Annotated in this window: 24 protein-coding genes; 5 read left to right on the plus strand and 19 right to left on the minus strand. The window is 63.1% G+C overall.

Annotated features, from left to right (window positions below):
• Positions 1-114 precede the first annotated feature (114 nt).
• From ACSKT0_RS18270 to ACSKT0_RS18285, 4 genes are all read right to left on the minus strand, one after another.
• Positions 115-2,175 (minus strand): acyltransferase family protein, encoded by a 2,061-nt coding sequence (locus ACSKT0_RS18270; RefSeq protein ID WP_437771009.1) that lies wholly within the window; start codon positions 2,173-2,175, stop codon positions 115-117.
• A 348-nt stretch (positions 2,176-2,523) separates the two neighbouring features.
• Positions 2,524-4,134 (minus strand): chaperonin GroEL, encoded by a 1,611-nt coding sequence (gene groL / locus ACSKT0_RS18275; protein WP_284756252.1) that lies wholly within the window; start codon positions 4,132-4,134, stop codon positions 2,524-2,526.
• Positions 4,135-4,220: 86 nt separating this feature from the next.
• Positions 4,221-4,517 (minus strand): co-chaperone GroES, encoded by a 297-nt coding sequence (gene groES / locus ACSKT0_RS18280; protein WP_028265041.1) that lies wholly within the window; start codon positions 4,515-4,517, stop codon positions 4,221-4,223.
• A 222-nt stretch (positions 4,518-4,739) separates the two neighbouring features.
• Positions 4,740-5,150 (minus strand): hypothetical protein, encoded by a 411-nt coding sequence (locus ACSKT0_RS18285; protein ID WP_437771010.1) that lies wholly within the window; start codon positions 5,148-5,150, stop codon positions 4,740-4,742.
• Positions 5,151-5,227: 77 nt separating this feature from the next.
• On the opposite strand from ACSKT0_RS18285, the gene ACSKT0_RS18290 reads away from it, so the two are divergent.
• Positions 5,228-6,466: a THUMP-like domain-containing protein gene (locus ACSKT0_RS18290; RefSeq protein ID WP_437771011.1), complete on the plus strand. Its 1,239-nt coding sequence runs from the start codon at positions 5,228-5,230 to the stop codon at positions 6,464-6,466.
• A 23-nt stretch (positions 6,467-6,489) separates the two neighbouring features.
• Here the strand turns inward: ACSKT0_RS18290 and ACSKT0_RS18295 are convergent, their stop codons facing one another.
• From ACSKT0_RS18295 to ACSKT0_RS18305, 3 genes are all read right to left on the minus strand, one after another.
• Positions 6,490-7,308 (minus strand): shikimate 5-dehydrogenase, encoded by an 819-nt coding sequence (locus ACSKT0_RS18295; RefSeq protein WP_437771012.1) that lies wholly within the window; start codon positions 7,306-7,308, stop codon positions 6,490-6,492.
• A gap of 50 nt (positions 7,309-7,358) precedes the next feature.
• On the minus strand, positions 7,359-7,481 hold the full coding sequence (ykgO, locus tag ACSKT0_RS18300; protein WP_059387417.1) for a type B 50S ribosomal protein L36: 123 nt from the start codon (positions 7,479-7,481) through the stop codon (positions 7,359-7,361).
• A 66-nt stretch (positions 7,482-7,547) separates the two neighbouring features.
• Positions 7,548-8,708: a GTP-binding protein gene (locus ACSKT0_RS18305; protein WP_437771013.1), complete on the minus strand. Its 1,161-nt coding sequence runs from the start codon at positions 8,706-8,708 to the stop codon at positions 7,548-7,550.
• A 175-nt stretch (positions 8,709-8,883) separates the two neighbouring features.
• On the opposite strand from ACSKT0_RS18305, the gene ACSKT0_RS18310 reads away from it, so the two are divergent.
• Positions 8,884-10,035: a glutamate--cysteine ligase gene (locus ACSKT0_RS18310; RefSeq protein ID WP_404496504.1), complete on the plus strand. Its 1,152-nt coding sequence runs from the start codon at positions 8,884-8,886 to the stop codon at positions 10,033-10,035.
• Positions 10,036-10,071: 36 nt separating this feature from the next.
• Here ACSKT0_RS18310 and tsaD read toward each other — a convergent pair whose 3' ends face one another.
• The 7 genes from tsaD to ACSKT0_RS18345 all read right to left on the minus strand — a co-directional run bounded on the left by tsaD (position 10,072) and on the right by ACSKT0_RS18345 (position 15,903).
• Positions 10,072-11,193: a tRNA (adenosine(37)-N6)-threonylcarbamoyltransferase complex transferase subunit TsaD gene (gene tsaD, locus ACSKT0_RS18315; RefSeq protein WP_437771014.1), complete on the minus strand. Its 1,122-nt coding sequence runs from the start codon at positions 11,191-11,193 to the stop codon at positions 10,072-10,074.
• On the minus strand, positions 11,190-11,630 hold the full coding sequence (rimI, locus tag ACSKT0_RS18320; RefSeq protein WP_437774079.1) for a ribosomal protein S18-alanine N-acetyltransferase: 441 nt from the start codon (positions 11,628-11,630) through the stop codon (positions 11,190-11,192). The genes tsaD and rimI overlap by 4 nt, the downstream gene beginning before the upstream one ends.
• A gap of 44 nt (positions 11,631-11,674) precedes the next feature.
• Positions 11,675-12,346, minus strand: coding sequence for a tRNA (adenosine(37)-N6)-threonylcarbamoyltransferase complex dimerization subunit type 1 TsaB (gene tsaB / locus ACSKT0_RS18325; protein WP_437771015.1), 672 nt, complete (start codon positions 12,344-12,346; stop codon positions 11,675-11,677).
• Positions 12,346-12,936, minus strand: coding sequence for a tRNA (adenosine(37)-N6)-threonylcarbamoyltransferase complex ATPase subunit type 1 TsaE (gene tsaE, locus ACSKT0_RS18330; protein WP_437771016.1), 591 nt, complete (start codon positions 12,934-12,936; stop codon positions 12,346-12,348). The genes tsaB and tsaE overlap by 1 nt, the downstream gene beginning before the upstream one ends.
• Positions 12,937-12,947: 11 nt before the next feature.
• Positions 12,948-14,153 (minus strand): alanine racemase, encoded by a 1,206-nt coding sequence (gene alr, locus ACSKT0_RS18335; RefSeq protein ID WP_437771017.1) that lies wholly within the window; start codon positions 14,151-14,153, stop codon positions 12,948-12,950.
• Positions 14,154-14,225: 72 nt separating this feature from the next.
• Complete coding sequence (locus ACSKT0_RS18340) at positions 14,226-15,332, minus strand: carbohydrate kinase family protein (protein WP_437771018.1); 1,107 nt, start codon at positions 15,330-15,332, stop codon at positions 14,226-14,228.
• Positions 15,333-15,372: 40 nt separating this feature from the next.
• Positions 15,373-15,903 carry an N-acetyltransferase family protein gene (locus ACSKT0_RS18345; protein ID WP_437771019.1) on the minus strand — a complete coding sequence of 177 codons (531 nt, stop codon included), beginning with the start codon at positions 15,901-15,903 and terminating at the stop codon, positions 15,373-15,375.
• A gap of 149 nt (positions 15,904-16,052) precedes the next feature.
• Between ACSKT0_RS18345 and mshA the strand changes: the two genes are divergently transcribed.
• Positions 16,053-17,297 carry a D-inositol-3-phosphate glycosyltransferase gene (gene mshA, locus ACSKT0_RS18350; protein ID WP_437771020.1) on the plus strand — a complete coding sequence of 415 codons (1,245 nt, stop codon included), beginning with the start codon at positions 16,053-16,055 and terminating at the stop codon, positions 17,295-17,297.
• Between the two features lie 169 nt (positions 17,298-17,466).
• Positions 17,467-19,161 (plus strand): formate--tetrahydrofolate ligase, encoded by a 1,695-nt coding sequence (locus ACSKT0_RS18355; protein WP_437771021.1) that lies wholly within the window; start codon positions 17,467-17,469, stop codon positions 19,159-19,161.
• 60 nt (positions 19,162-19,221) lie between these two features.
• Here ACSKT0_RS18355 and ACSKT0_RS18360 read toward each other — a convergent pair whose 3' ends face one another.
• The gene (locus tag ACSKT0_RS18360; RefSeq protein WP_437771022.1) at positions 19,222-20,220 is read right to left on the minus strand and encodes a transposase; all 999 of its coding nucleotides are present in this window, start codon (positions 20,218-20,220) and stop codon (positions 19,222-19,224) included.
• Positions 20,221-20,252: 32 nt separating this feature from the next.
• Positions 20,253-20,657, minus strand: a complete 405-nt coding sequence (locus tag ACSKT0_RS18365) for a hypothetical protein (protein WP_437771023.1) — start codon at positions 20,655-20,657, stop codon at positions 20,253-20,255.
• A 257-nt stretch (positions 20,658-20,914) separates the two neighbouring features.
• On the opposite strand from ACSKT0_RS18365, the gene ACSKT0_RS18370 reads away from it, so the two are divergent.
• A complete protein-coding gene (locus tag ACSKT0_RS18370; RefSeq protein WP_437771024.1) occupies positions 20,915-21,874 on the plus strand; it encodes a DUF559 domain-containing protein in 960 nt (319 codons plus the stop codon).
• 178 nt (positions 21,875-22,052) lie between these two features.
• Here ACSKT0_RS18370 and ACSKT0_RS18375 read toward each other — a convergent pair whose 3' ends face one another.
• The 3 genes from ACSKT0_RS18375 to ACSKT0_RS18385 form a co-directional block, all read right to left on the minus strand.
• Entirely contained in the window at positions 22,053-23,138 is a 1,086-nt protein-coding gene (locus ACSKT0_RS18375) for an inositol-3-phosphate synthase (RefSeq protein ID WP_437771025.1), read from the minus strand.
• A 165-nt stretch (positions 23,139-23,303) separates the two neighbouring features.
• Positions 23,304-24,341, minus strand: coding sequence for an L-glyceraldehyde 3-phosphate reductase (mgrA, locus tag ACSKT0_RS18380; RefSeq protein ID WP_437771026.1), 1,038 nt, complete (start codon positions 24,339-24,341; stop codon positions 23,304-23,306).
• Positions 24,342-24,401: 60 nt separating this feature from the next.
• Positions 24,402-25,757 carry a glycosyltransferase family 87 protein gene (locus tag ACSKT0_RS18385; protein ID WP_437771027.1) on the minus strand — a complete coding sequence of 452 codons (1,356 nt, stop codon included), beginning with the start codon at positions 25,755-25,757 and terminating at the stop codon, positions 24,402-24,404.
• Positions 25,758-25,814: the final 57 nt, after the last annotated feature.

Consider the following 25,814-nt stretch of genomic DNA (forward strand, 5'->3'; position numbering starts at 1 on the left):
GGTTCTGAATAAATAGTAGAACCTCGCCGCCGATCCCCATATTCCGAGAGGGCAATGTGAGCAACAGCACCCGGCACCAGCCGTCGAGCCGCTCGACAGCCTAGCTAGGGCCGGCTAGCTCCATCCGGTCGCGGCCAGCCACCGGTCCCTGAACATGGGCGCCATGCTCGCAACATAGGTCTTCGAGAGGTGGTTGTTGTCCAAGTAGACGAAGGTGTTACCTACAACGCCAGGGCATTCGCCGCCGTTACAAATCAGATCGGTCATGTCCAGTATGGACAAGCCGACGTACTTGCCTTGAAGTGATGCGAGCGGGTTTTGCGGTGCAAGCAGCTGGGCCTCGCCGGGATTGCAGTCGGGGCTGTGCTGTCCTTTGGTCACGACGCAGTCTGCCATGTTGAAGTCGAACCTCGGGTTGTCACGAACGGCAATGACGGATATGCCTTTGTCTGTGAGCATCTTCACGGTGTCTTCAAACCCGACGGTCAATTTTTCATCGGGTGACGATGGAACGGCTGCAGTTCCCACGAGGAACACGGCGCTCGGCGGGTGCTCGTCGATTTGCTGGTGAACGGCGTCATCAAAATCCTTGCATTCCGAGCTCAGCCCCGAGGTGTCCACCGTGAACGGACAGCCGCCGAGCAGCAGGTTGTACAGGCGCCATTGCTCTTGTTCTGCCAAAGGAGCCAATGCCGCCAACCACTGCTGCGCATGCGAGTCGCCCAGTGCCAGGATGGTGCGGTCCGATCCAGCGGGTTGACTGTTTTGGTTACACCCCGACTGGAGGATGTTCGAGGCAGGCTTCAGATCCCCGCTGCAGTGGTCGGACAGGCCCGCCCAGTCCTGTGGCAATTTTTCCGGGGTAGGAAGGAGAGCTGCTTTCGGGCTGACTTCATTAACATAGCCGGGCACCATGGCGGCAGCGCCCGGGTTGTCCTTTTCCGCCTGGGCCATCGCAATTTTGGCGCTCACGTACTGCTGCACATTGAATGCGAGCAAAGGAACGACGGCAACAGCCAAGCAGGCGACCACCGCAATGGCGGCACGCCGCCGGTTCGCTTCCGGCCATTTCCACTCCCGCAACGGCTTCTCGACGAACTTTGTGGTGAGGAAAGCCAAAACCAGTGCCGCCGCAATGATCACAGTCCCCGAGAGCCACCCGGCCTGGTCTTTGCCGGTCCAAATGAGAGAGATGACCAGCAGCGGCCAATGCCACAGATACAACGCGTAGGAGTTGTCGCCCAGGCGTACGAGAGGCTTGGAGCTCAGGATCCGGTCAACACCGAAACGGCTGCCTGTCTGGCCGGCAACAATAACGCAGGCCGCCGCCAGGGTGGGCCAGAGGGCCACGAAGCCCGGGAAAGCCGTCTGGACCTGGAGCACGATCCCACAGCTCAACATTGCCAGAATGCCCACCCAGCCCATCATCACGCGGACGGGCTTCGAGAACCTCAACGCCGGCAGGATGAGGGCAACCAGCGTTCCTATGGCGAACTCCCACAGCCTCGCAAACGTGTCGAAATAGGCAGTCGTCTGGTCGGTTGCGGTCGCAATGACTGAATACGTGAGCGAGACCGCGAAGAGCAGGCCAAATACGTACAGCAATGCGACACGATACCGAAGGCGGTACTTTTTACAAGCCAGGGCGACGAGCGCGAAAATAACCGGCCACAGGATGAAGACCTGGCCTTGGATCGAGAGCGACCAGAAATGCTGGAGCGGACTCGCCTGGCTATGATCAGCGGCGTAGTAGTTGACGGCCTCCCGCTGAAGTAGCCAGTTCTGGACGTAGAAAAGCGATGCCCAGACCTGGTCAACCAAAGCCGCCCATCGGGTCTTGGGGAGCACCACGAAAATTGCGGCCAATGTACCCAGCAGGACGACCACAGTGGCCGGAAGCAGCCTGCGGAACAGGTGAAGCCAGTGCCTCAGCAGGTCCATGGGGCGGCCCTGCTCATAACGGCTTGTGAACTGCAGTGTCATCAAGAAAGCAGAGACCAAGAGGAAGACATCGACGCCACCGGAAACGCGGCCGAACCACACATGGTAGGACACCACCATGAGCACGGCAAGCGAGCGCAGGCCTTGAATTTCGGGGCGGAACTTTGACTTTCGGCTGGTGATACTGGAACGACTCTGCCCCTTGATAGAAGCTGCCGTTTGCACAGTTGACACCACAATGCCCCTCAATGACCTAGATCGAACCATAAATCTTACTGATTCGTAATGTTCAATGCCAATCGAAAATTCATCCGAAGAGCACCCATCCTTCAATTGAGCCATACCTAGCTGAGCGCTCACAGGGTGATTGCCCGGTACCAGCTGTGGGCCCGTCTGCGCCGAAACGGCGAGCCAAATGCAGGAGGCCCGGCCCCCAAAGGGGACCGGGCCTTCTTTCACGCAGGTGGGCCCACACCGCCCGGGTTCCCTGGCCGAAGCGAAGCGAGGCTAGGGAGGCGGTGTGGGCCCACACCGCCCGGGTTCCCTGGCCGAAGCGAAGCGAGGCTAGGGAGGCGGTGGGGATTAGTGGCTGTGACCTGCGTGCTCGTCTTCCTCGGCCGGCTTCTCGACAACCAGGGTCTCGGTGGTGAGAACCAGGGCTGCGATGGATGCGGCGTTCTGAAGCGCGGAGCGGGTGACCTTGACGGGGTCAATCACGCCGGCGGCGATCAGGTCCTCATACACACCGGACTTCGCGTTGAAGCCGTGGTTGTCTTCCAGCTCGGCAACCTTGGCGACGACGACGTAGCCGTCGAAGCCGGCGTTCTGGGCGATCCAGCGAAGGGGCTGGGTCAGGGCGCGGCGGACGATGCCGACGGCGGCAGCCGCGTCGCCTTCCAGTGCCTTGACGGCAGCGTCCTCGTCCAGTGCCTTGAGGGCGTGGATAAGGGCAGAGCCACCGCCGGAGACGATGCCTTCTTCAAGGGCAGCACGCGTGGAGGACACTGCGTCCTCGATACGGTGCTTCTTTTCCTTGAGCTCGACCTCGGTGGCTGCGCCGACCTTGATCACGCCGATGCCGCCTGCCAGCTTTGCAAGCCTTTCCTGCAGCTTTTCCCGGTCCCAATCGGAGTCGGTGCGGGTCAGCTCTGCACGGATCTGGGCGACGCGGGCCGCGACGTCCTCGGGAGTGCCGGCGCCGTCAACGATGGTGGTGTTGTCCTTGGTGACGGTGATCCGGCGGGCGCTGCCGAGGACCTCCAGGCCAACCTGGTCGAGGGACAGGCCGAGCTCCGGGGAGACAACCTGTGCGCCGGTCAGTGTGGCAATGTCCTGCAGCATGGCCTTGCGGCGGTCACCGAAGCCCGGAGCCTTGACGGCAACGACGTTCAGGGTGCCACGGATACGGTTCACGATCAGCGTGGACAGTGCCTCGCCGTCGATGTCCTCGGCAATGATGAAGAGCGGCTTGGCAGCCTGCAGGGCCTTCTCGAGGAGCGGCAGGAATTCCTGCAGCGAGGAGATCTTGCCCTGGTTGATCAGGATGAGCGCGTCTTCCAGAACAGCTTCCTGGCGTTCCGCGTCAGTGACGAAGTACGGGGACAGGTAACCCTTGTCGAACTGCATGCCCTCGGTGAGGACCAGTTCGGTCTGCGTGGTGGAGGACTCTTCGATGGTGATGACACCATCCTTGCCGACCTTGCCGAAAGCCTCGGCGAGGAGTTCGCCAACCTCATCGCTCTGGGCGGAGATCGCGGCAACGCTGGCAACCTGGGTGCCTTCTACTTCGCGGGCGTTCTCAAGAAGGCGGGCGGCCACGGCCTGGACCGAAACCTCGATGCCGCGCTTGATTTCGCCAGGGGCGGCTCCGGCGGCAACGTTGCGCAGGCCTTCCTTGACGAGTGCCTGTGCCAGTACGGTGGCCGTGGTGGTGCCGTCGCCTGCGACGTCATTGGTCTTGGTGGCGACTTCCTTGGCCAGCTGCGCACCAAGGTTCTCATACGGGTCGTCGAGTTCGACTTCGCGGGCGATCGTCACGCCGTCGTTGGTGATGGTGGGAGCTCCCCACTTCTTGTCCAGAACGACGTTGCGGCCACGCGGGCCAAGGGTGACCTTGACGGTGTTGGCGAGCTTGTCAATGCCTGCTTCGAGCGAGCGACGGGCAGCGTCGTTAAACGCAAGCTGCTTTGCCATGGTTGTGTCCTTTCAAGACGGAAAACCCGCACCGCTGATTCGACCGGAAGAAGTCCGACTTAATCTGCGATGCGGGATCCAGGGAATTACTTAACGACGATCGCCAGAACGTCGCGGGCGGACAGAACGAGGTATTCGTTGCCGCCGGTCTTGACTTCAGTTCCGCCGTACTTGGAGTAGATGACGACGTCGCCAACGGTTACGTCGACGGGCACGCGGTTGCCGTTGTCATCGAAGCGGCCGGGGCCAACTGCAACAACTTCGCCTTCCTGCGGCTTTTCCTGTGCAGTGTCCGGGATGACCAGGCCGGAAGCCGTGGTCTGCTCTGCTTCGAGCGGGCGGACAACAATGCGATCCTCGAGAGGCTTAATGGAGACCGACACTCGGATCTCTCCTTTACGTGAGGTAGTACATGGACTATCAAACCAGGGGTGCCGTGGCGGGCTTACCGTCGTCGCGGTGCCGGTAAGTGCCTGGCGGCATGATTAGCACCCGCCTAGGGAGAGTGCTAATCAAGACTCTATGTAAGCATTAGCACTCGGTCAAGGCGAGTGCCAGAATTCCGTCACGGGTGAACGTCCAATGGCGGCTTCCGGCTCACACGCTTATTGCCCGGCGAGGTCGTCGAAGTCAACGTCCTCGCCGTCGTCGTACTCTTCCGTCCGTGCGGTTCCGCGGTTCAGATAGAGCACCACGCCGCTGGCGAGTGCGACGACGCCGAATACCACCAGCCCGACGATCGCTCCAATGCGGGCACCGGCGTAGGTGTCACGGATGTCCCGGGCCTCATCCGTGGCGTCCTGGACGCTCTTTCCGGTCATGGAGTAGGTGGCCGCGTTGAAAGAGTCTAGGAAGAAAATAATGATCAACAGCGCGATGCAGACAATGGCAATCAAGGCACCCACGATGAGCGCAGGACGGGCATAACTGGAGAGATTTCCGGCGAAGGGACGTTTATCGGGGGCAGAGGGAGATCCATTGGCGTCGTCAGGCTGGCGTACTGGGTTGTCTTCCATGGCATCAACCCTATCCGCCCGAGCGCTCCCGGATCCCTCCCGACCCCGTATGACGGGCGAGCACTAGGCTAGTTCCCATGGCTGACACACCGCAGGAACAGATCGCCCCCTTGCTGACAACGGAAGGTTGGGAACTGCTCGCGTCCTTGGGACCGTACCGCGATGACGAAGCCTTCGCCCTGAATGCCCGCCTGCGCAAAGACGGCCACTCCCCTGCGCTCGTTGCCGCCGTCCTCACCCAATCCAGGCTCCGCACCCGGGCCGAGGCCAAGTTCGGCGAATTCGCCCGGCAGATGCTCTTCACACAAGCCGGCCTGGAGCAGGCCACCCGGCTCAATGTTGCGGCCAGGCATGCCGAACGCTTCGCCAACGCCGGCACGCAGCACGTCGCGGACCTCGGCTGCGGGCTTGGAGCAGATTCCATGGCCATGGCCTCCATGGACATCAAGGTCACCGCCGTGGAGCTCGACGAGACCACCGCAGCCTGCGCCACCATCAACCTCATTCCTTTCCCGCACGCGACGGTAGTGCACTCCGACGCAACCTCGGTGCCCCTCGACGGGGTCGACGGCGTGTGGCTCGATCCGGCCCGACGCACGACGTCGTCGTCGGGAACCAAAAGGATCTGGGACCCCGAGGCGTTCTCGCCGCCGTTGTCCTTCGTTGAATCGTTGGCCGCCACCGGCAAGTCCGTCGGGGTCAAGATGGGTCCGGGAATGCCGCACGAATCGGTTCCAACCGGCTGCGAGGCACAGTGGATCTCGGTGGGAGGGGACGTCACGGAAGTCACGCTGTGGTTCAACGACGTCGCCCGTCCCGGCATCCGCCGCGCTGCCCTGGTGCTCGGGCCGCAGGGCGCCGCCGAGATCACCAGCGGCGAAGACTTCGACGGCGGCCCGGTGCCCGACGTCGGGCCCGTGGAGGGATACCTCTACGAACCGGATGGCGCGGTGATCCGCGCGGGCCTGGTGGCCGACGTCGCACTCCGGCTCGGAGGCCACCTGGTGGACCCACACATTGCCTACATTTGCGCTCCGGAACTGGCGGAGACCCCGTTCGCCCGCGCATACAAAGTTTTGGAAGTCATGCCGCTGAACGTCAAGGCACTCAAAGCCTGGGTGAAGGCCAACGGTGTCGGCGTCCTGGACATCAAGAAACGCGGCACCTCCGTTACCCCCGAAGAGCTGCGGAAACAATTGCTGCCGGCCGGAAAGAACTCGGCTAAAGCCCGCGGCAACAAAACAGCCACCCTGGTCCTCACCAGGATCGGCAAGGAAAAGGTGGCTGTTGTGGTGGAGCCGGTAGCGGCTGCTTGAGCCGATCCCTGACTTGGGACGCCCTATTGGGCGCGCGTGAACTCCTCGGCCGCGGCCACTTGCTCCGGCGTCGGCGTGATGCCCGTGTAGAGCACGAACTGTTCAAGGGCCTGGATGGTGGCTACCTCGGCGCCGCTGATCACGGTCTTTCCTGCCGCGCGGCCGGCCTTGATGAGCGGAGTCTCTGCAGGGAGGGCGACGACGTCGAACACCACCTGCGCGGCCGACACCGCTTCTTCAGGGAAGGACAGCGAGCCGGACTCGGGACCGCCGGCCATGCCGATCGGTGTGACGTTGACGAGCACGTCCGCCGTCGACTCCCCTACTTCTGCCTGCCAGCCGAAGCCATAAAGCCCCGCGAGGGATTGCCCGGGCTTTTCATTCCGGGCAACCACCGTGACGCGGGAGAAACCGGCGTCGCGGAAGGCAGCCGCAGTGGCCTTGGCCATGCCGCCGGAACCCCGGAGCAGCACGGACGACGCCGGGTCGATCGCGTTGCGCTCGATCAACTGGGCGATCGCCGTGTAGTCCGTGTTGTAGGCCGTGAGTACGCCGCCGTCGTTCACGATCGTGTTGACCGAGTCGATAGCGGCGGCCGAAGCGTCCATGCGGTCGACAAGGGCGATGACGTCTTCCTTGTAGGGCATCGAGACGGCGCAGCCGCGGATGCCCAGGCCGCGCACGCCGGCGATGGCGTTCGGAAGGTCTGTGGGAGCGAAGGCCTTGTAGATCCAGTTCAGGCCGAGCGCCTCGTAGAGGAAGTTGTGGAAACGCGTTCCGTTGTTGCTCGGCCGGGCAGAGAGAGAAATACAGAGCGTCATGTCTTTATTGAGGATCGGCATAACGGGGCTTCCTTCGCGTAGCGGGTTCTCTGCCCAGCCTAGACGGGGAGCTAGCCTTGGCGCGCTTTGAAGCGCGGATTCAGCTTGTTGATGACAAAGGTGCGGCCGCGCCGGCGGACTACTTGGGCGCCGGGGACCTTCTTGAGGGCACGCAGCGAATTCCGGACTTTCATGGGGTTCTCCTTCTGGGGTTTTGATTTGTTTGATTGCGGTTTTGTTCCACCGAGGCCGAAGCCCGGCTAAAGGGTGGATTCGAGTTCAAAAGGGTCCTCGAGTCCGGCGAAGCCGAGACGCATCTCCGCTTCGCTCAGCGCGCACCCGTCCAGGAGTGCCCGGATTTCGGCGGCGTCGAGGTCTTCCCCTCGTCCGGTCACGGCCAGCACCGTGCCCCGGTCGCCGAAGCGGGGATGCCAGTCAAGGACGGCGTCGACGTCGGGGAGTCCCTGTCCGGGCTGCGGGTCCTTGCCGTCGAGGACAGCGCCGGTGCCGGCGTCCGCGAGCCACTCGCCTGTGCTCTCGAGCCAGACGCGCGGCCCGATTCCCTGCACCGCGATCCGGACCTTGGCCGCCGAGGCAATCCACAATCGGCCGCGCATCCAGTGGGATCCCTCGGCCAACCTGGGCAGTGCTTCCTGAAAGCGACCTGGATGGAGGGGACGCTCCACTTTGTGGAGTACGGTCCGGAAACTCCCCGACTCTTCCTTGAGCGGCACCCTCACGGAACCACGACGAACCCTCGCGAGGGCCTCGGCACCGTCATAGCAGCCGGGCAGGAAGTCGTCGTCGCTCGCGGAAACGGCGGCGTGCGGAGCAAGCTGCCCGAGCAGTTCCAGCCCTTGGGCCCAGGCCTCGCTTGAGTCCGGGCGCAAGCCTGCCAGCTCCGCCCCAAGACCGGCGTGGACCATGACAGTATCCGCGTGGCCCAGTTCCCCGATGAGGAATTCTCCGCTGGTGCGCTCATCCTCGGGCATGGCCGTGAAGCCGGATTCATACAGCGTGTGCTTGTCCCAGATGTGGTCTTCGAGCCCGGAGGGATCGATCGCCACCACGGCGTTGTCGATGACGGCGGGCCGTCCCAGGCCGCGCTTGAGTTCCGCCACCGCCATGTCCACAGAGACACCGGGCGGCAGGCCCAGGACGATGTGGTCATGGCCGCAGGACGCGAGGCGTTCCGCCGTCGGGACAACATCGAGGCGGACAGTGCAGCTGAGGCACCCGTGCTCCAAAGCGGTTTGCGCTTGCTCCACGAGTTCGCCGTTGCGGAAGATCCTTCGCAAGACGATGGAGCCGTCCAGGAGGTCGTGCAGGACCACCACCGAATCGCGGTGGGTCCGCCCAAGCCTGGCGGTGGCTGCTTCGCGGCATTGGCTGTCCAGTGAGCTGACGACAGAAAGGTGCATACCCATTATCTTAGATGCAAATCATTCTCATTAGCAAACGACTTTGCTTCCTTTTTTACCTCGCAGTCCCATCATGCGGTACGGTACCGCCCCTGCATTAGACTTGAGCCAACCGCTGACGGCCCCACGGCGGGCATTGCTCAGGGCGTTTTTGGCAAATACCGAGGGGACCCACGTGCAGATTGATTTCGCTTCATCCAGGCAGTCGACCCTGGGGGTGGAATGGGAGCTTGCGCTCGTCAACGCACGCACCGGCGAATTGGTCTCGGTGGCGAATGAGGTCCTGCGGGGCGTTGCGTCGCGGCATCCGGATTTGAACGAGGACGACGAGCATCCGCACATCAAGCGGGAATTGCTGCTGAACACCGTGGAACTTGTCACGGGCGTGTGCAACACCGTCAAGGAAGCCAAGGAAGACCTGGCCCGCTCGCTGCAGGCTGTCAGGGAAGTCACGGACCCCATGGGCGTGGAGCTTTTCTGCGCCGGAAGCCACCCTTTCAGCCCGCCGCAGCTTCAGCCGGTCTCGGACAAAGAACGCTATGCCAAGTTGATCGACCGCACCCAATGGTGGGGACGGCAAATGGTCATCTATGGAGTCCACGTCCACGTCGGACTGGACCGCAGGGACAAGGCGCTCCCCATCCTCGACGGGCTGGTCAACTACTTCCCGCATTTCCAGGCGTTGTCCGCCTCGAGCCCGTTCTGGGGCGGCGAGGACACCGGCTATGCGTCACAACGCGCCCTCATGTTCCAGCAACTGCCCACGGCCGGTCTGCCTTTCCAGTTCCCCAGCTGGGCCGAATACGAATCCTATGTCCAGGACATGTTCACTACCGGAGTGATCGACACCCTGTCTGAAATCCGCTGGGATATCCGGCCTGTGCCGAATCTGGGCACCATCGAGATGCGTATTTGCGACGGCCTGGCCACCCTTGAGGAAGTGGGCGCAGTTGCAGCCCTGACCCAATGCCTCGTGGACGAGTTTTCCACGATCCTGGACAACGGGGGCAGCATTCCGACCATGCCGCCGTGGCATATCCAGGAAAACAAGTGGCGCGCCGCCCGCTACGGCATGGAAGCGATCATCATCCTCGACGCGGAAGGCAATGAGCAGCTCGTCACTGAGCACCTCAAGGAAACGCTGCTGCGCCTGGCGCCTGTCGCGGAAAAGCTGGGTTGCTCGGCAGAACTGGCAGACGTCGAAAAGATCATCGCCCGTGGAGCAGGCTATCAGCGCCAGCGCCGCGTCGCCGCCCAGCACGACGGCGATCTTCACGCGGTCGTCCAGGATCTCGTGGAGCAGATGCGCTCCGTTCCGACCGCCTAGCCTTCGGCCGTATAGCCGCCCGCCGGGTTCCCGCTGCTACACCGAAACGGTGGTCACCGGCAGCGAGGAATCCGGGGCGAACGTGACGCCGCTGGGAGCGATTCCCGTCATGATGAGCTGCGAGCCCAAGGCCGCCACCATGGCACCATTGTCGGTGCACAGTGACAGCGGCGGAACATGCAGGGTGATCCCCGCAGCGGCGCAGCGTTGCCCTGTCAGCTCACGGAGCCGGGAGTTGGCTGCAACCCCGCCGCCCAGCAGGAGATCCGTGATGCCGTTCTCCTTGCAGGCCAACACTGCCTTGGACGTGATGACGTCCACAACCGCCTCCTGGAACGCGGCGGCGATATCGGCAACGGGAACGACCTCGCCCCGGGCTTCGAATTGTTCAACGCAGCGCGCGACGGCGGTCTTCAGGCCGCTGAAGGACCAATCGTAGCGATGGGGTCCGGGTTCCTCCGCGGTTCCCATGTACTTGGGTTGCGAAAGTCCGCGCGGGAAGCGGATGGCCTTGGCGTTGCCCTGCTTGGCGAGTTTGTCGATGGCCGGTCCGCCCGGGTAGCCAAGGCCCAGGAGCCTCGCCACTTTGTCGTAGGCCTCACCCGCGGCGTCGTCGATCGTGGAGCCGAGCATCTCGACGTCGTCGGTGATGCTGCGGATGCGCAGGATTTCCGTGTGCCCGCCGGAAACCAGCAACGCACCGAGGTTTTCCGGCAGCCGTCCGCCCGAACCGGGTCTCCCGGTGCCGCCGGCGGCGCCGCTCTCTTTTCCATCAAGAAGTCCGACGCAGACATGCGCCACCAAGTGGTTGATCGCGTAGAGCGGCTTGCCCGTGGCAACTGAGAGGGCCTTGGCCGCGCAGACACCCACCATGAGCGCGCCGGCCAAGCCAGGTCCGGAGGTCACGGCGATGGCGTCGATATCGTCGAGCGTCACCCCTGCCTCGTGCAAGGCCTCCTGCAGCGTGGGTACGAAGGCGTCCAGGTGCGCACGGGAGGCGATCTCCGGAATGACGCCGCCAAAACGGACATGCTCATCCATCGAAGAGGACACCGTGTTGGTCAGCAGCGTGGTGCCCCGGACAATCCCGACGCCGGTTTCGTCGCAGGAGGACTCGATCCCCAGCACGAGCGGCTGGATGGTGTGGGAGCGGTTCATGCCGGTGTTCCTTCAGTCAATGTCAGCCTCATGATGAGGGCGTCCGTGCCGTCCCGGTAGTAGCGCCGACGGACGTGGATCTGCTCGAAACCGAACCGCACGTAGAGTGCCTGCGCTCGTGGATTGTCGGCACGGACTTCCAGGAGCACTTCCACCGCGTCGCGCCGGCGGGCCTCTTCGATCAGTTCCGTGAGGATGGCGGAGCCTATTCCCCTGCCTTCGAATTCGGGCACGACGGCGATCGTCTGGACGTCCGCGATCGGCTCGATGCACATGAGCCCTGCGTAGGCCACAATCTGCCCGCCGGCTTCGGCCACCACGTAGCGGCGGGTATCAACCTGGGCAAGTTCATCGAAGAACATCTGCATCGGCCACGCGTCCACCGGAAATAGCCTGCGCTCCAGGACCTCGACCGCGGTGACGTCGTCGGCGGTCATGTCGCGCACGGTCACGCCGTCGAGCTTGAACTGGTACGAGGGGTTCACAGGGCACGCTTCCTAGGGCCTGGCACTTGAGCGTCGGATTCCCGCAAATACAACGGGGTGGAATCCGGCAGTTCCGCCCCGGCTGCCAGGAGGGCCATGGCGAACTGGCCCAACGAAGCGGCGTCGGGCTGGGTGGTGCTGAATTCCTCGTTCGCGTTGACCACGTCCGCGTAGATGCCGCCGCCGGCACCGAAGACGGGGAGATCGGGCAACTCCGAGGCGAAACCGACGTGCGGACCGTCCACGAGTTGCGGGAGCTGGCCATCGTTGAGCGTGTAGCGCGCCCAGTAGACCTCTTTGCGACGGGCATCCGTGGCCACCAGGAACTCGGCCTGCGCCTCCGTTGACTCGGCCACTTCCAATGCGATCGCATCCAGGCTCATGAGACCGAAAAGGGGTTTGCTCCAGGCAAATGCCAAAGTGCGGGCGGTTGCAATCCCTGAGCGGAGGCCCGTGAACGGCCCAGGGCCGACGCCGGTGACGATGAGGTCGATGTCCGCGCCGCTTACACCGGCGTCTGCAAGGAGCTTCTCAATGCCGGGCGCCAGGACCTCGGCGTGGCTGCGGGTGTCCTCGGTGGCGAAAGATTCCAGGACGCCTTCCATGGCATCGTCCGAGATGAGTGCCGCACTCGCCACGGCTGAAGTATCAATGGCCAAGATCAGCATCAGGCGTTCTCCTCCAGTATTTCGGGCACGGCGCTCCAACGAGGGCCGAAGCCGCGGAAAACGATGGTACGGGGTTCGTCGTCGTCCTCCGGGTCGAAGTCCAGCACGGCGTCCTGGCCTGCTTCATGGCGGGTTGCCGCCCTCTCCGTGCCGCCCACCGTCCGGTGCATCTCGATGTCCAGGCGGCTATCCGAAAGGTGTTCCACGCGCTCGCGCCCCCATTCGACCACCGTCACGGAGTTGTCCATGGTGTTTTCGAGGTCGATGTCGTCGATTTCAGCGGCGGATGCCAACCGGTAAGCATCAACGTGGACCAGATCGGGGCCGCCGGGGCGCGGCCCGTCCGGCAGGTTGGGGTGGATGCGCACCAGGACAAACGTGGGCGAGATGACGCCGGCACGGACGCCCAGTCCTTCGCCGAGTCCCTGCGTGAAGGTGGTCTTGCCTGCACCGAGTTCGCCCGTCAGGACCAGCAGGTCACCGGGCCCAAGGACCCCGGCGAGCGCCGAGCCCAAAGCGTGTGTCTGCTCCGCCGTCGCGACCTTGACGCTCCGTTCCCACAACGCATCACTCAACGGGGTCTTATTCATCGAAGCCCCGCTCACCGGGCATCCGCCCCCGGGGTCTCGTTGATGTAGATCCGCGGCACGCGTGGGCTGATGCGGGTGACAATCTCATAGTTGTTGGTTCCCGCGGCGGCTGCCCAGTCGTCCGCCGTCGGGCCGCCGTCGGCCCCGTCACCAAACATGACAGCTTCGGCGCCCAGCCAGCCGGCTTCGTCCGTCACCGCGTTCCCAAGGTCGATGACCATCTGGTCCATGGCGATCCGACCCACAACGGGATAGTTGACTCCGTTGACCCGCACCGGTCCGCCGGTGGCGACGCGCGGCACGCCGTCGGCATAACCGAGCGGGATCAGGCCCAGGGCACTCTCGCTGGACGTCCGGTAGTTGAGTCCGTATGACACCCCCTGGCCCTCGGGCACCCGCTTGCAATTGGAAACGAGGGTGCGCACAGTCATGGCCGGGCGGAGACCAAGTTCCGCCGAGTTTTGTCCTTCGAATGGGGACAGCCCGTAGAGTCCGAGACCCACGCGGACCAGGTCGAAATGGGCATCCGGGCGCGAAAGCGTAGCGGGAGTGTTGGCCAGGTGCCGGACTTCGGTGTCCACGCCGGCGTCCTCGGCCACGGCAATCGCTTCCCGGAATGCAGCCAACTGCTCATCTGTCTCGGGACGGTGCGGTTCATCGGCCACAGCCAAGTGCGAGAAGATGCCCACCACGCGCAGGAGGCCCTCGTCCTGGTGCTCCATGGCCTGGCCCACCAATTTGTCCCATTGGGCGATGGTGGAGCCGTTGCGGCCCAGGCCGGTGTCAACCTTGAGGTGGATGCGGGCCGGGCGTTCCTGTTCGCGTGCCGCGGCAACCACTGCGTCCAGCTCCCAGCCGGAAATCCCGACGTCGACGCCGGCCGCGACTGCCGCCTGGAAGTTGCTTTGGCTGGTGTGCAGCCAGGCCAGCATCGGGGCATCAATTCCAGCGGCGCGCAGCGCCAAGGCCTCCGAAATATGGGCAACACCGAGCCATCGGGCGCCGGCTTCGAGGGCTGCCCGAGCTACCTGCACCGCGCCGTGCCCATAGGCGTCGGCCTTGACGACGGCCATGACGTTTGCGGGCGAGGCGATCGCCACGAACTGGCGTACGTTGTGCCGGATGGCGTCCAAGTCAATGACGGCTGATCGTTCGAGGACCGTTGCCGGACCTGATTCCGTCGAGGGCTCGAAACTGGCAGCTGCTTCGTAAGTCACCCTCACGATTCTAGTGCCGCGACGGCGTGCGGGTTGACTGAGGGTGAGCGAGCTGACCGGGGTGAACGCCGCTCAGGCGTCCGAGTTGTGGGCGATCGTGGCTGTCGCACGACGTTGGGCCCCGGGCGGGACATCCGCCACAATGTCCTCAAGGAAAGCGAACCGTTTGAGCCACTGGCTGGACTGCCGCTCCCTCCGGGCGTTCGCTCGCTGCCACCAGTCGGCAATGTCACCCCAACCGGGCGCAGCAAGCGATCCGCCCACTTCCTGCACCGCCAGCGAGGCGCAAAGGTTGGCAAAACGGAGCCGGTCTCCCAAAGGCCATCCGGCCAGGCAGCCCACAATAAACGCCGCGCCGAAGCAGTCGCCCGCTCCGGTGGGGTCGTACGCCGTCACGGGGAGGGACGGCACCCACTCCTCCTCGCCGGTTTCGGAATCCACGGCCATGGCTCCTTGCGCTCCCAGCGTCACTACAGCCACCGGAACTCGGTCGGCGAGGGTGTAGAGCGCGGACCACGGGTTGTCTTTGCCGGTGAATGCCATTGCTTCCCGTTGGTTCGGCATAAAGGCGTGGAAATTGCTGAGCTGGTCCAGCCGCCTTGAAGACCATTCTCCTGTCGGATCCCATCCGGCGTCGCCAAAGAGTTTGACGCCGGCTTTCGTCGCCGCCAACATCCAGGGCTCTGGCTCCTCGCCGAGATCCGCGACGGCGGCGAGCGCATTGGGCGGCTCGCCAATCAGTTCCGAGGCGCTCATGGGCGAGGGATGGCCGTGAGTGACCATGGAACGATCCTGATCGACGCACAAGGAGACGGTGACCGGAGAATGCCAGCCCTCGAACCGCCTGGACAGGGAGAGGTCCACGTGCTCCTGGCTTTCCAGGATCCGCCAGTTGAAGTCCCCGTATCCGTCATCCCCGAAGGCCGCGGCGAGGCTGGTCCGCAACCCAAGCCGGGCAGCCGCGATGGCTTGGTTGGCCACGCCGCCGGGGCAGGTCCCCATGCCTTGGCTCCACACTTCGGTCCCCGGTTCCGGGCTGCGGTCCAGTCCGGTAAAGATAATGTCTTGGAACACGGTGCCTGTCAGCAGGAGATCGCAGCCTGAAGCGGCCCCGTCCTCCCGCGCATCCCCGCGGATAGCGGCGAGGGGATCGAATCCTGTCCTGGGCGTTGCGTCCATGCACGGCAGACTACGCCGCGGCCACGATTGTGCAAAGCCTTTAGAGCTCCCGGTACATGACCTGCAGCCCCACGTAGCCGAGGGTCGGATGGTGGAAGGCCTCGGGGATGGTCGCAAGGATGCGGAACCCCATGGACTGCCATAGTCCCACTGCGCGGACGTTGCTTTCGACGACGGCGTTGAACTGCATCGCCTTGAACCCGGCGTCCCGGGCGGCAACCAAGGAATAGGCACAAAGTGCCCGGGCGATTCCTTGCCCGCCGTGATCGGCATGGACCATGTAGCCGGCGTTGGCCACGTGGCTTCCGCCGCCACCTTGGTTGGCGTGCAGTTCACCGGTACCCAGCACGTCGCCGTCGCGCACTGCTACAAAGGTCAGGCCGGGCGCTTCCTTGAACCACTTGCCCCGGGCAGTTTCTTCTGTAGTATCGCGGTCCCAGGTGAAGGTCTCCCCTGCACGGATCACGGGTTCCAGGACTGTCCAGATCCCGGGCCAGTCGCTTGCCCGGGCGGGCCGGATCTCGTAGTTAACGGCCGCCGCCGTTCCTGTTTCGCTGATTGATTGGCTCACGTCCGTTACGGTATCAGCCCGCCCTACGATGCCGGCCCTGGTGGGCCGGCTGCAATGCCGGGGAGCTCAGGAGTAGTGTTTTCGCTGGGACGCAGAGGATTTATCGCTTTGCGGAGTTTGTTGAATTGCGTTGGATACAGGAGGTAGCGGTGTCGTTGATCCGTCGCGTGGCCTTCCTGTCACTCCATACTTCGCCCATGGAGCAGCCAGGTTCGGGCGATGCGGGCGGCATGAATGTCTACGTCCGGGCGCTGGCCATGGCGTTGGCTGATCTCGGCGTGGAGGTAGAGATCTTCACGCGTTCGACGTCCGCCGGGCAGCCCGCCGTCGAACATCCCGGGCCCGGGGTCTGCGTCCACAACGTCCTGGCAGGCCCGCGCAGGAAACTGCCCAAGGAGGAACTTCCCGACCTCCTCCACGCCATGGTTGCCGAAGTCGAGAGGATCCGGCAGCGGCAACCGCACGGCCGTTACGACGCCATCCATTCGCACTACTGGGTGTCCGGTGTGGCCGGCCTCGAACTCTCGGCATTGTGGAACGTGCCGCTGATCCACACGATGCACACGATGGCGAAGGTCAAGAACCTGGTGCTCGAATCCGGCGAGCGGCCGGAGCCGCGCCTGCGTGAAGACGGCGAACAAAAGATTGTCGATGGAGCCACGCGCCTCGTGGCCAACACTCCTGCCGAAGCCCAGGAGCTTGTATCGCACTACGACGCCGATTTCGACCACATCGACATCGCTCCCCCCGGCGTTGACCTCACCGTGTTCACTCCCGCGTTCCGGGCCCGGTCCCGCGCCGAGCTTGGAGTCCGGCCCGGCAGTTTCCACTTGCTCTTCGCCGGACGCATCCAGCGGCTCAAGGGACCGCAAGTATTCATCGAGGCTGCCGGCATCCTCCGCAAGCGGCGCCCCGACATCGACCTCGAACTGACCATCCTGGGCGCCTTGAGCGGCGCAAAGGACTTCAATCTGCAGTCCTTCATCACTGCCGCTGGGCTCGACGACGTCGTAACGCACCGCGCGCCGGTCAAGGCGCCGAAGCTGGCGGGCTGGTTCCGTTCAGCCGACGTCGTGGTGATGCCTTCCTACAGCGAATCGTTCGGGCTTGTTGCCCTGGAGGCGCAGGCCTGCGGCACTCCGGTGGTCGCTACCAACGTGGGCGGCCTGTCCCGTGCCGTTGCCGACGGGCGGACGGGCATTTTGGTTGACGGCCACAATCCTTCCCGCTGGGCCGACGTCATCGAAGCCCTGTACGACGATCCCCGGACCCGCGAAGACATGGGCCGAGCCGCTGCAGTTCATGCGGAGGCCTTCGGCTGGCAGAGAACGGCAGCCATCGCGCTCGAGAGCTACCACGCAGCCATCGGCGCTGTCCTCGTCCGCCCAAGCTAGACCCCCGCTCACCTATGACGGCAATCCCGACGACGCCCGCTCACCTATGACGGCTTTTCCCCAAACGCCCGCTCACCTATGAGGGCAATCCCTCAAACGCCCGCTCACCTATGAGGGCACGACTGATAGATTGTCGCGGACAGTGTTCCGCACAGAGTTGAGGACAAGGATGTCTGAAAACAAGATCTTGAGCGACCTCGAAATTGCCCAGAATGCAGCGATACGTCCCATCGAGGAGATCGGGGAGCGTGCCGGGATCAACATCGATGCGTTGGAACTGTACGGCCGGTTCAAGGCGAAAATCGATCCGGCCAAGCTCCGTCTCCCGGACGCCAAACGCGCGGGCAAGATAGTCCTCGTCTCGGCTATGTCCCCGACCCCGGCGGGTGAGGGGAAGTCCACAACCACGGTAGGCCTCGCCGATTCCTTGGCGCGGGCCGGGCACCGCGTGATGATCGCGCTACGCGAACCGTCCCTTGGACCGATCCTCGGGATGAAGGGAGGCGCGACCGGGGGCGGCTACTCCCAAGTTCTTCCCATGGACGAGATCAACCTGCATTTCACCGGCGACTTCCACGCGATCACCTCGGCCAATAATGCCCTGATGGCCCTCGTGGACAACCACATCTTCCAAGGCAACGAGCTCAACATTGATCCGCGGCGTATGACGTTCAAACGCGTCCTCGATATGAACGACCGCGCGTTGCGCGAGGTCATCATCGGCCTGGGCGGCCCCGCTCAAGGCGTGCCGCGACAGGACGGTTTTGACATCACCGTCGCCTCCGAAATCATGGCCGTCTTCTGCCTCGCAACGGACTTGGATGATCTCCGCGAGCGCCTCGGCCGCATCACTTTCGGATACAGCTATGACCGGCGGCCGGTCACCGTGGCCGATCTTGGTGTCCAGGGTGCGCTGACCATGCTCCTGAAGGACGCCATCAAACCGAATCTCGTGCAATCCATCGCAGGAACCCCGGCCCTTGTGCATGGCGGCCCGTTCGCCAATATCGCGCACGGCTGCAACTCGCTCATCGCCACGCGAACGGCCCAACAGCTCGCCGACATTGTCGTCACGGAGGCCGGATTCGGCGCCGACCTTGGTGCCGAAAAGTACATGGACATCAAGTCGCGCATCGCAGACGTTGCGCCGTCGGCCGTCGTCGTGGTCGCGACGATTAGGGCTCTGAAGATGCAGGGCGGCGTCCCGAAGGAGCTTCTCAAGGAGCCGGATGTCGAAGCGCTCGCTGCCGGCGTCGAGAACTTGAAACGGCATGTGCACAATGTCGAGAAGTTTGGCGTCACCCCCGTTGTTGCAATCAACAAATTCGCGACGGACACAACAGAAGAGCTCGAATGGCTGCTGGCTTGGTGCGCCCAGGAAGGAGTCCAGGCGGCGGTGGCGGATGTCTGGGGCAGAGGTGGTGGGGGCGACGGCGGTGACGAGCTCGCGGCGAAGGTCGCCGCGGCGGTGGCGGCAGCAGCGCCGTCGGACTTCCGGCACTTGTACCCTCTGAACCTGTCTGTGGAGGACAAGATCCGCACGATCGTGCAGGAAATCTACGGCGCCGACGGCGTTGAGTTCTCGGTTCCTGCGCTCCGGCGCCTGGCGGACATCCGGAAAAATGGCTGGGGCGGAATGCCCGTTTGCATGGCAAAGACGCAGTATTCATTCACCGACGATGCCTCCCAGTTGGGCGCCCCCAAGGGGTTCACGGTGCACGTGCGCGAGCTGATTCCCAAGACCGGAGCGGGCTTCATTGTCGCTCTGACAGGTGCTGTCATGACCATGCCCGGTTTGCCCAAGGAGCCCGCCGCGATGCGAATGGACGTCGATGAGCACGGAAATCCGGTGGGCCTCTTCTGACCCTCGCTCAGCTATGTGCCGTCTTTACGAAACCCTCGAAAGTTGTCAAGCTGTGTGGAGTCACTGGGCTAGTTTTTGGGGTGTTTTGGTCTGGGGGAGGTTGATCCCGGCGTATGTGGCGGGGGCCGGTGTGGTGGGTCGGCGGCGGAATCTTCCCGGGTGTCGTTCGTAGTAGTCCTGGTGGACTTTGTCTCGCTTGGTCCAGAGTTCTTTCCACGACCCGTCGTGGACCTGTGATGGTGAGAACAGTGCGATGCCGGAGTGTTTGTGATCGGTGCTGTACCAGTGCACGTAGCAGGTGAGGTACTCCCTGGCGGCCTCGAGATCGTTAAAGATCCGGGGGTAGCCGGGCCGGTATTTCATCGTGCGAAAGCCTGACTCCGAGAAGGGATTGTCGTTGGAGACGTACGGGCGGTTATGGCTGAGTTCCACGCCGTGGGCGGTGAGGGTGTCACGGAGCAGGGTTGATCTCATGGCCGGGCCTGAATCGGCATGCACGATGCGCGGGGCGCCGTGCCGGGCGATGGCTGTCTTGAACATCTGCGCGGCGAGGTGGTCGGACTCGCGTTCCTCCACCCGCCAGCCGACGATTTCCCGGGAGAAGATGTCCATGATGGAGTACACCTTGAAAACCTTGCCCTGCCACTTGGCATAGATGTCGGTGATGTCCCAGGACCAGACCTGGCAGGGTCCGGTGGCCTTGACCACCGGCTTTTCAGAGGAACCACGCGTGCCCCAACGCTTGCGCGGGATGGTTGGGCGGGCCTGCTGGTCCTCGTAGTCTGCCGCGATCCGCCACCACGAGCGGTTGGAGGCGAGCAGCTCGCCGTTGTCCCAGGCTGTGGCGAAGGCATGGTCAACGGAGTTGCCCTTCTCCCAGCTGGCCAGGATGAGCCCCAGGATCCGGTCCTGATGCGCGGAGCTGATCCGGGATTCGTAGGCCCGGTCGCTCTGGTGGATCGGGTGCTGCACCGCCGGACGGGGATTGGACCGGTAATGCCAGGTCCCGCGCGAGAGGCCCGCCAGCTTGAGCGCTGTCCGCTGGGAGCCGATGATCACATGCAGTTCCAGGACCAGAGTGTTCTCGGCCGCTATGAATCGTTGTGAGCGCTCGTCGGGGTTGTATCGGGCTCTGGCACGCTCAACTCGTGCAAGAGCCCGATAGCTTTTCCCAGCGCGGAATTCGTGTCCTCCAGCTCCTGCACCCGCTTCTGGAGTTTTTCGACTTCGGCACGGTGGGCAGCCATTTCCTTCGCGCGTGCTTTTTCGAACGCGGAGAGTTCACGATTCGTCGGGACCATGCCTCCATGCTCCCGCGGAATCAGGCCACGGTCGATATCGCCCTGGACCATCATCTTGCGCCACCGGCGGAACGTCCATTCCGAAACGGACGTCGAGGCCATCCATTCCTTCCTCGACCCGTGCGGCTGCAAATAGTACTCATGCATGAACTCACGGATCTCTTCACGCGTAAAACCCTTGTTATCAACGGCCATCGCCGGCTCCTTCAATCAAAAGGTAATGAATGACTCACAACCAGCTTGACGATGAGGGCCTCGCTCACTTATGTGGCACTTTCGCGGAACGCTCGCTCACATATGTCGCACTTTCGCGGAACGCTCGCTCACATATGTCGCACTTTCGCGGAACGCTCGCTCACATATGTCGCACGCGGCGGACAAGTCGTACAGCCGAGTCCCGGGCCTGTGGATAACTTCTGCGGGCACCGGTCGGTTTGCGGCACAATGCGGGTATGCGAAAAGAGTTTGCCCTTCCCGCTCAACTGCTTTCAGGTCCGTTCACGCTCACCCAGGCCCAAGCCCAAGGTGTCCCGCGCAGCCGCCTGCTTCGCGCCGACGTCGAACGCGTCAGCCGCAGCCTCTACCGTCCGATCGACTGGGACTTCGATCTTGAGTCCGCCGCCCGTGCGCTGTCGGCCGCTACCCCAGGGGCCTGGATCTCCCATGTGACGGCAGCGCGCCTTCGCTGTTCCTGCCTTCCGCCGTGGCTTGCCGATTCGACGGAACTGCACCTCAGCAAGCCGCGATCGGTGCCTGGAGCGCGTCGGAAAGGCGTGATCGGGCATAGGGTGATCACGGCCGAGGACGAGGTCGAATCCGTTGATGGAATACGCATAAGCACGCGCCCGCGCACTTGGCTGGACATGGCCCGGCTGCTGCCTTTGAACGACCTCGTCTGTATGGGCGACGAGCTGATTCGCGTACCCCGCCAGGCGTTGGAAGGACGAGACACACCGTTCGCAACCCTTGAAGAACTGCACGCCTTGGTGGAGCGGCATCCAAATTTGCAGGGCGTCGTGCGTGCCCGGCAGGCTCTCGAACTGATGCGCGTAGGCGCGGATTCGGCGCCAGAGTCCCTGCTTCGCTTGGCCATGATGGACGCTGGAATTCCCGAACCCGAACTTCAACTCAAGTTGCGAAGTGACGATCCGTTCTCGCCGTCGGCCGATTTGGGGTTCCGTCAAAGGCGGGTCGCCATTCAGTACGACGGCGGCCATCACCTTGAGGAGGCGCAGACACTAAGTGATCGACGCCGGAACAAAGCCTTCGAAGCGGCCGGATGGACCGTCCTCGTATTCCGCAGGGACGATTTGGCGGATGGTTTCGAGCTGGCTACCAAGAAGATCAAGAAGGCACTGCGATCGGCGTGGGTTAATCCCGCCGTCGCATCCGGCTTTGCCAGCGCCGTGTAGTGAGCCAGCGTTAAACGACAGACGCCCGCTCACCTATCAGTGAGCGAGCGTCCGGCCAAAACCCGGCATACCTGAGCGAGCGTCCGGCCAAAACCCGGCATACCTGAGCGAGCGTCCGGCCAAAACCCGGCATACGTGAGCGAGCGTCCGGCCAAAAGCCGATATAAGTGAGCCGGGGTTAGCGCTCGACGTCGCCGCGGATGAAGGCCTCGACCTTTTCGCGGGCGAGGTCGTCGTTGAACTGCTCCGGCGGGGACTTCATGAAGTAGCTGGAAGCAGAGAGCAGCGGGCCGCCGATGCCACGGTCCAGGCCGATCTTGGCGGCGCGGATGGCGTCGATGATCACACCGGCCGAGTTCGGGGAGTCCCAGACCTCGAGCTTGTACTCGAGCGACACCGGGGCATCGCCGAAGTTGCGGCCTTCGAGGCGGACGAACGCCCACTTGCGGTCATCGAGCCAGGCGACGTAGTCCGACGGGCCGATGTGGACGTCGTCGGCGTGCAGGACGGCCTCGACGTTGGAGGTCACGGCCTGGGTCTTGGAGATCTTCTTGGATTCCAGACGGTCGCGCTCCAGCATGTTCTTGAAGTCCATATTGCCGCCGACGTTGAGCTGGTACGTGCGGTCCAACGTGACGCCGCGGTCCTCGAAGAGCTTGGCCATGACGCGGTGGGTGATCGTGGCGCCGATCTGGCTCTTGATGTCATCGCCGACGATCGGCACGCCGGCGACGGTGAACTTGTCGGCCCATTCCTTGGTGCCGGCGATGAAGACGGGCAAGGCGTTGACGAAGGCAACGCCGGCGTCGATGGCGCACTGGGCGTAGAAATGCGCGGCGTCCTCGGAACCAACGGGCAGGTAGCAGACCATGACGTCGGCCTTGGCTTCGCGCAGTGCGGCAACGATGTCCACTGCCTCTTCCGGGGCCTCGACGATGGTCTCGCGGTAGTACTTGCCCAGGCCGTCCAGGGTGTGGCCGCGCTGCACGGTCACACCAGTGGAAGGCACGTCAGCGATCTTGATGGTGTTGTTCTCGCTGGCGCCGATGGCGTCAGCGAGGTCGAGGCCGACCTTCTTGCTGTCGACGTCGAACGCAGCGACGAACTGGACGTCGTTGACGTGGTACTTGCCGAACTCAACATGCATCAGACCCGGAATCGTGGCCTGGGGGTCGGCATCGCGATAGTAGTGGACACCTTGGACCAGCGAAGCGGCGCAGTTACCTACGCCGACAATGGCGACACGAATCGGATGTGAAGACACGGAACTCCTTTGAGAACTAACCTCAGGTGCCTAGCGCGTCAGTACCTGAATGTACGACGGCGTCTTAAAGGCACAGCGCCATTCGGCGCTCTTAGCATTGTAGCCAACCCAAACGGGGCCGGCTTTGTTCCCAGCCGGCCCCGCAAGTGTGTTAAGTTTCCGAATCTACTTCTGCGCCCACAGATTGATGTCGGATTCGACGGCGAACTCGTCAATCGCTGTCAGTTCCTCCGACGTGAAGTCGAGGTTGTTGATCGCGGACACGGTGTCCTCGAGCTGGGCCACGCTGGACGCCCCGACAAGCGCCGAGGTCACAGGCGAACCCTTGGGCTGATCGCGCAGGATCCAGGCGATGGCCATCTGGGCGAGGGTCTGGCCGCGTCCGTCGGCAATGGCGTTCAAACCACGCACCCGGCTCAGCTTTTCCTCAGTAAGCGCTGATTCCGACAGGAACCGTTCCTTGGCAGCGCGTGAATCCGCGGGGATTCCGTTCAGGTACCGGTTGGTGAGCATCCCCTGTGCCAGCGGGGAGAAGGCGATGGATCCAGCACCAACCTGGTCCAGCGTTTCGTAGAGGTTGGGCGAACCGTTCTCGGTCCAGCGGTTGAGCATGGAATAGCTGGGCTGGTGGATGAGCAGCGGCGTGCCCATCTCCTTGAGAATCCGGGCTGCCTCAAGGGTCTGCTCCGGGGTGTAGGAGGAGATTCCGGCGTAGAGGGCCTTGCCAGAACGGACTGCGTGGTCCAGGGCGCCCATGGTTTCTTCCAGCGGGGTTTCGGGATCGGGACGGTGGCTGTAGAAGATGTCCACATAGTCCAGTCCCATGCGCTGAAGCGACTGGTCGAGGCTGGAGAGCAGGTACTTGCGGGAGCCCCATTCTCCGAAAGGGCCGGGCCACATGTAGTAACCGGCCTTGGTCGAAATGACGAGCTCGTCGCGATACGGCTTGAAGTCGTCCTTCAGGTGGCGGCCGAAGTTCGTTTCGGCCGATCCATCCGGCGGACCATAGTTGTTGGCCAGGTCGAAGTGGTTGACCCCCAGATCGAACGCCCGGCGGAGGATGGCGCGCTGCTCTTCGAAACGCTTGTCGTCGCCGAAGTTGTGCCACAGTCCCAGCGAGATCGCGGGAAGTTTGAGGCCGCTGCGTCCGACGCGGCGGTAGGGCATGGTTTCATAGCGGTTTTCCGCAGCCGAATAAGTCATACCTACCATCCTGCCACCGCCTTCGAGGCTCGAAGTGCGATGTCCGTCATGTGGGCGCGGTCACTTACCAGGGTCCAAATTCACCATCGCTGATTGTGGGGACGGGCTGCGCCGGGTCAGTACCTCCTTTAGCGATTCGACCCAGAGGGCGGTTAGGGGTAGCGACGCCCAAGGGGCACTTACAGCCGCAAAGGGCCACGGCACCGATAAGGACAGCACGTGCAGCGCCGGAGCCAGCCACATCAGCACGAATGCTGCCACCAACATCACACGGATAAAAGCAGACGGTCGCCGTTCCAAGAGAAAGAGCGCGACGGGGACGAGGAGGACAGCGTCGTAGATCATTAGATGGGGCGAGAATACGACGGTGGTTGCCAGCGTGGCCACCCATACGGCTTGGGTGTCCACAGTGGTAGTACTGGCTGCCCGGATTCTTTGGAGGAGAAAAACAAAACCGACGGAGATGAATGCCCACCCCACGTATGTGGCGAGCCAAGCACTCCATCCCGGCGGCAGAATGGCGATGATGAACGCCGGAAGGCTCACCATCTTCCAGGCTTGGCCTTGCTGGACCTGTTCGTTGTAGACCGAACTAGTGATTGCGGCCACCCAATGTTGGACTCCGTCGATTCCAACAAGTAGTACCGATATCCCAGACAGTCCCGCCACAACCGCCACGAAGGCTGCGAGTGCCCTGTATTTTCGAGTGAAAAGCAGGACGAATGGGACTAGAACTACCAGCTGGGGTTTCAAGAACCCAAGACCAATAACCGCCCCCGCGAGGCCTTGACGGCGCGTTGCCATGAGGCGCAGCCCGACGAGCCAAACGGCGAGTACGAATGCAGAATCCTGCCCGCCACCTATCAATTCAAGAACCGGTGCGGAAGCGAATATTGCCAGGAACACATATTTGCGCCGTCGTCGCATGAGGTTCGGGGCGAGGAAGCCAAGGCTATGAACACACCAGATCAACATCGAAGCGCTCAAGACTACCCAGCATGCCGCGCTCACGTTGTAGTTCAACACTGAAAGGGGTGCGTACAGGGCCGCGACGAGTGGAGGAGAAACAAACCATGCCAAGTAGGCGGTCGGACCCAAGGCTGTAACCTGATGCCCCAACTGGATTGCGGGGTCGTACAGCCCGTCACGTTCACCAGATAGAAGGAGTCCGCCTCCCGTCCAATGTGCGAGATAGTCAGGGAGAAATGCCCCCTGCGCTCCGGGATCAATGACGCGCTGCGCGGACGAAACGACCGTCATGAGCGCACCCAGGACTATGAAAATCATCGGATAGTTCCGCAGGCGCTCCGCAGTAATCAGCCTGTCGAGCGCTTGAACCAAATTTCGGAAGAAACGTTCGCAAGATCGCGGAATTCTACGAAATCCCCAGTTTTGTTTTCGACCGCGCAGCAGCATGTTGCGGAGCCTACCTCAAACACATTTACCGGGCCATCCCCCTTGGAGCCTGTGGTG

This window comes from Arthrobacter sp. KNU40 (genome assembly GCF_051515115.1).
Taxonomy (GTDB): domain Bacteria; phylum Actinomycetota; class Actinomycetes; order Actinomycetales; family Micrococcaceae; genus Arthrobacter.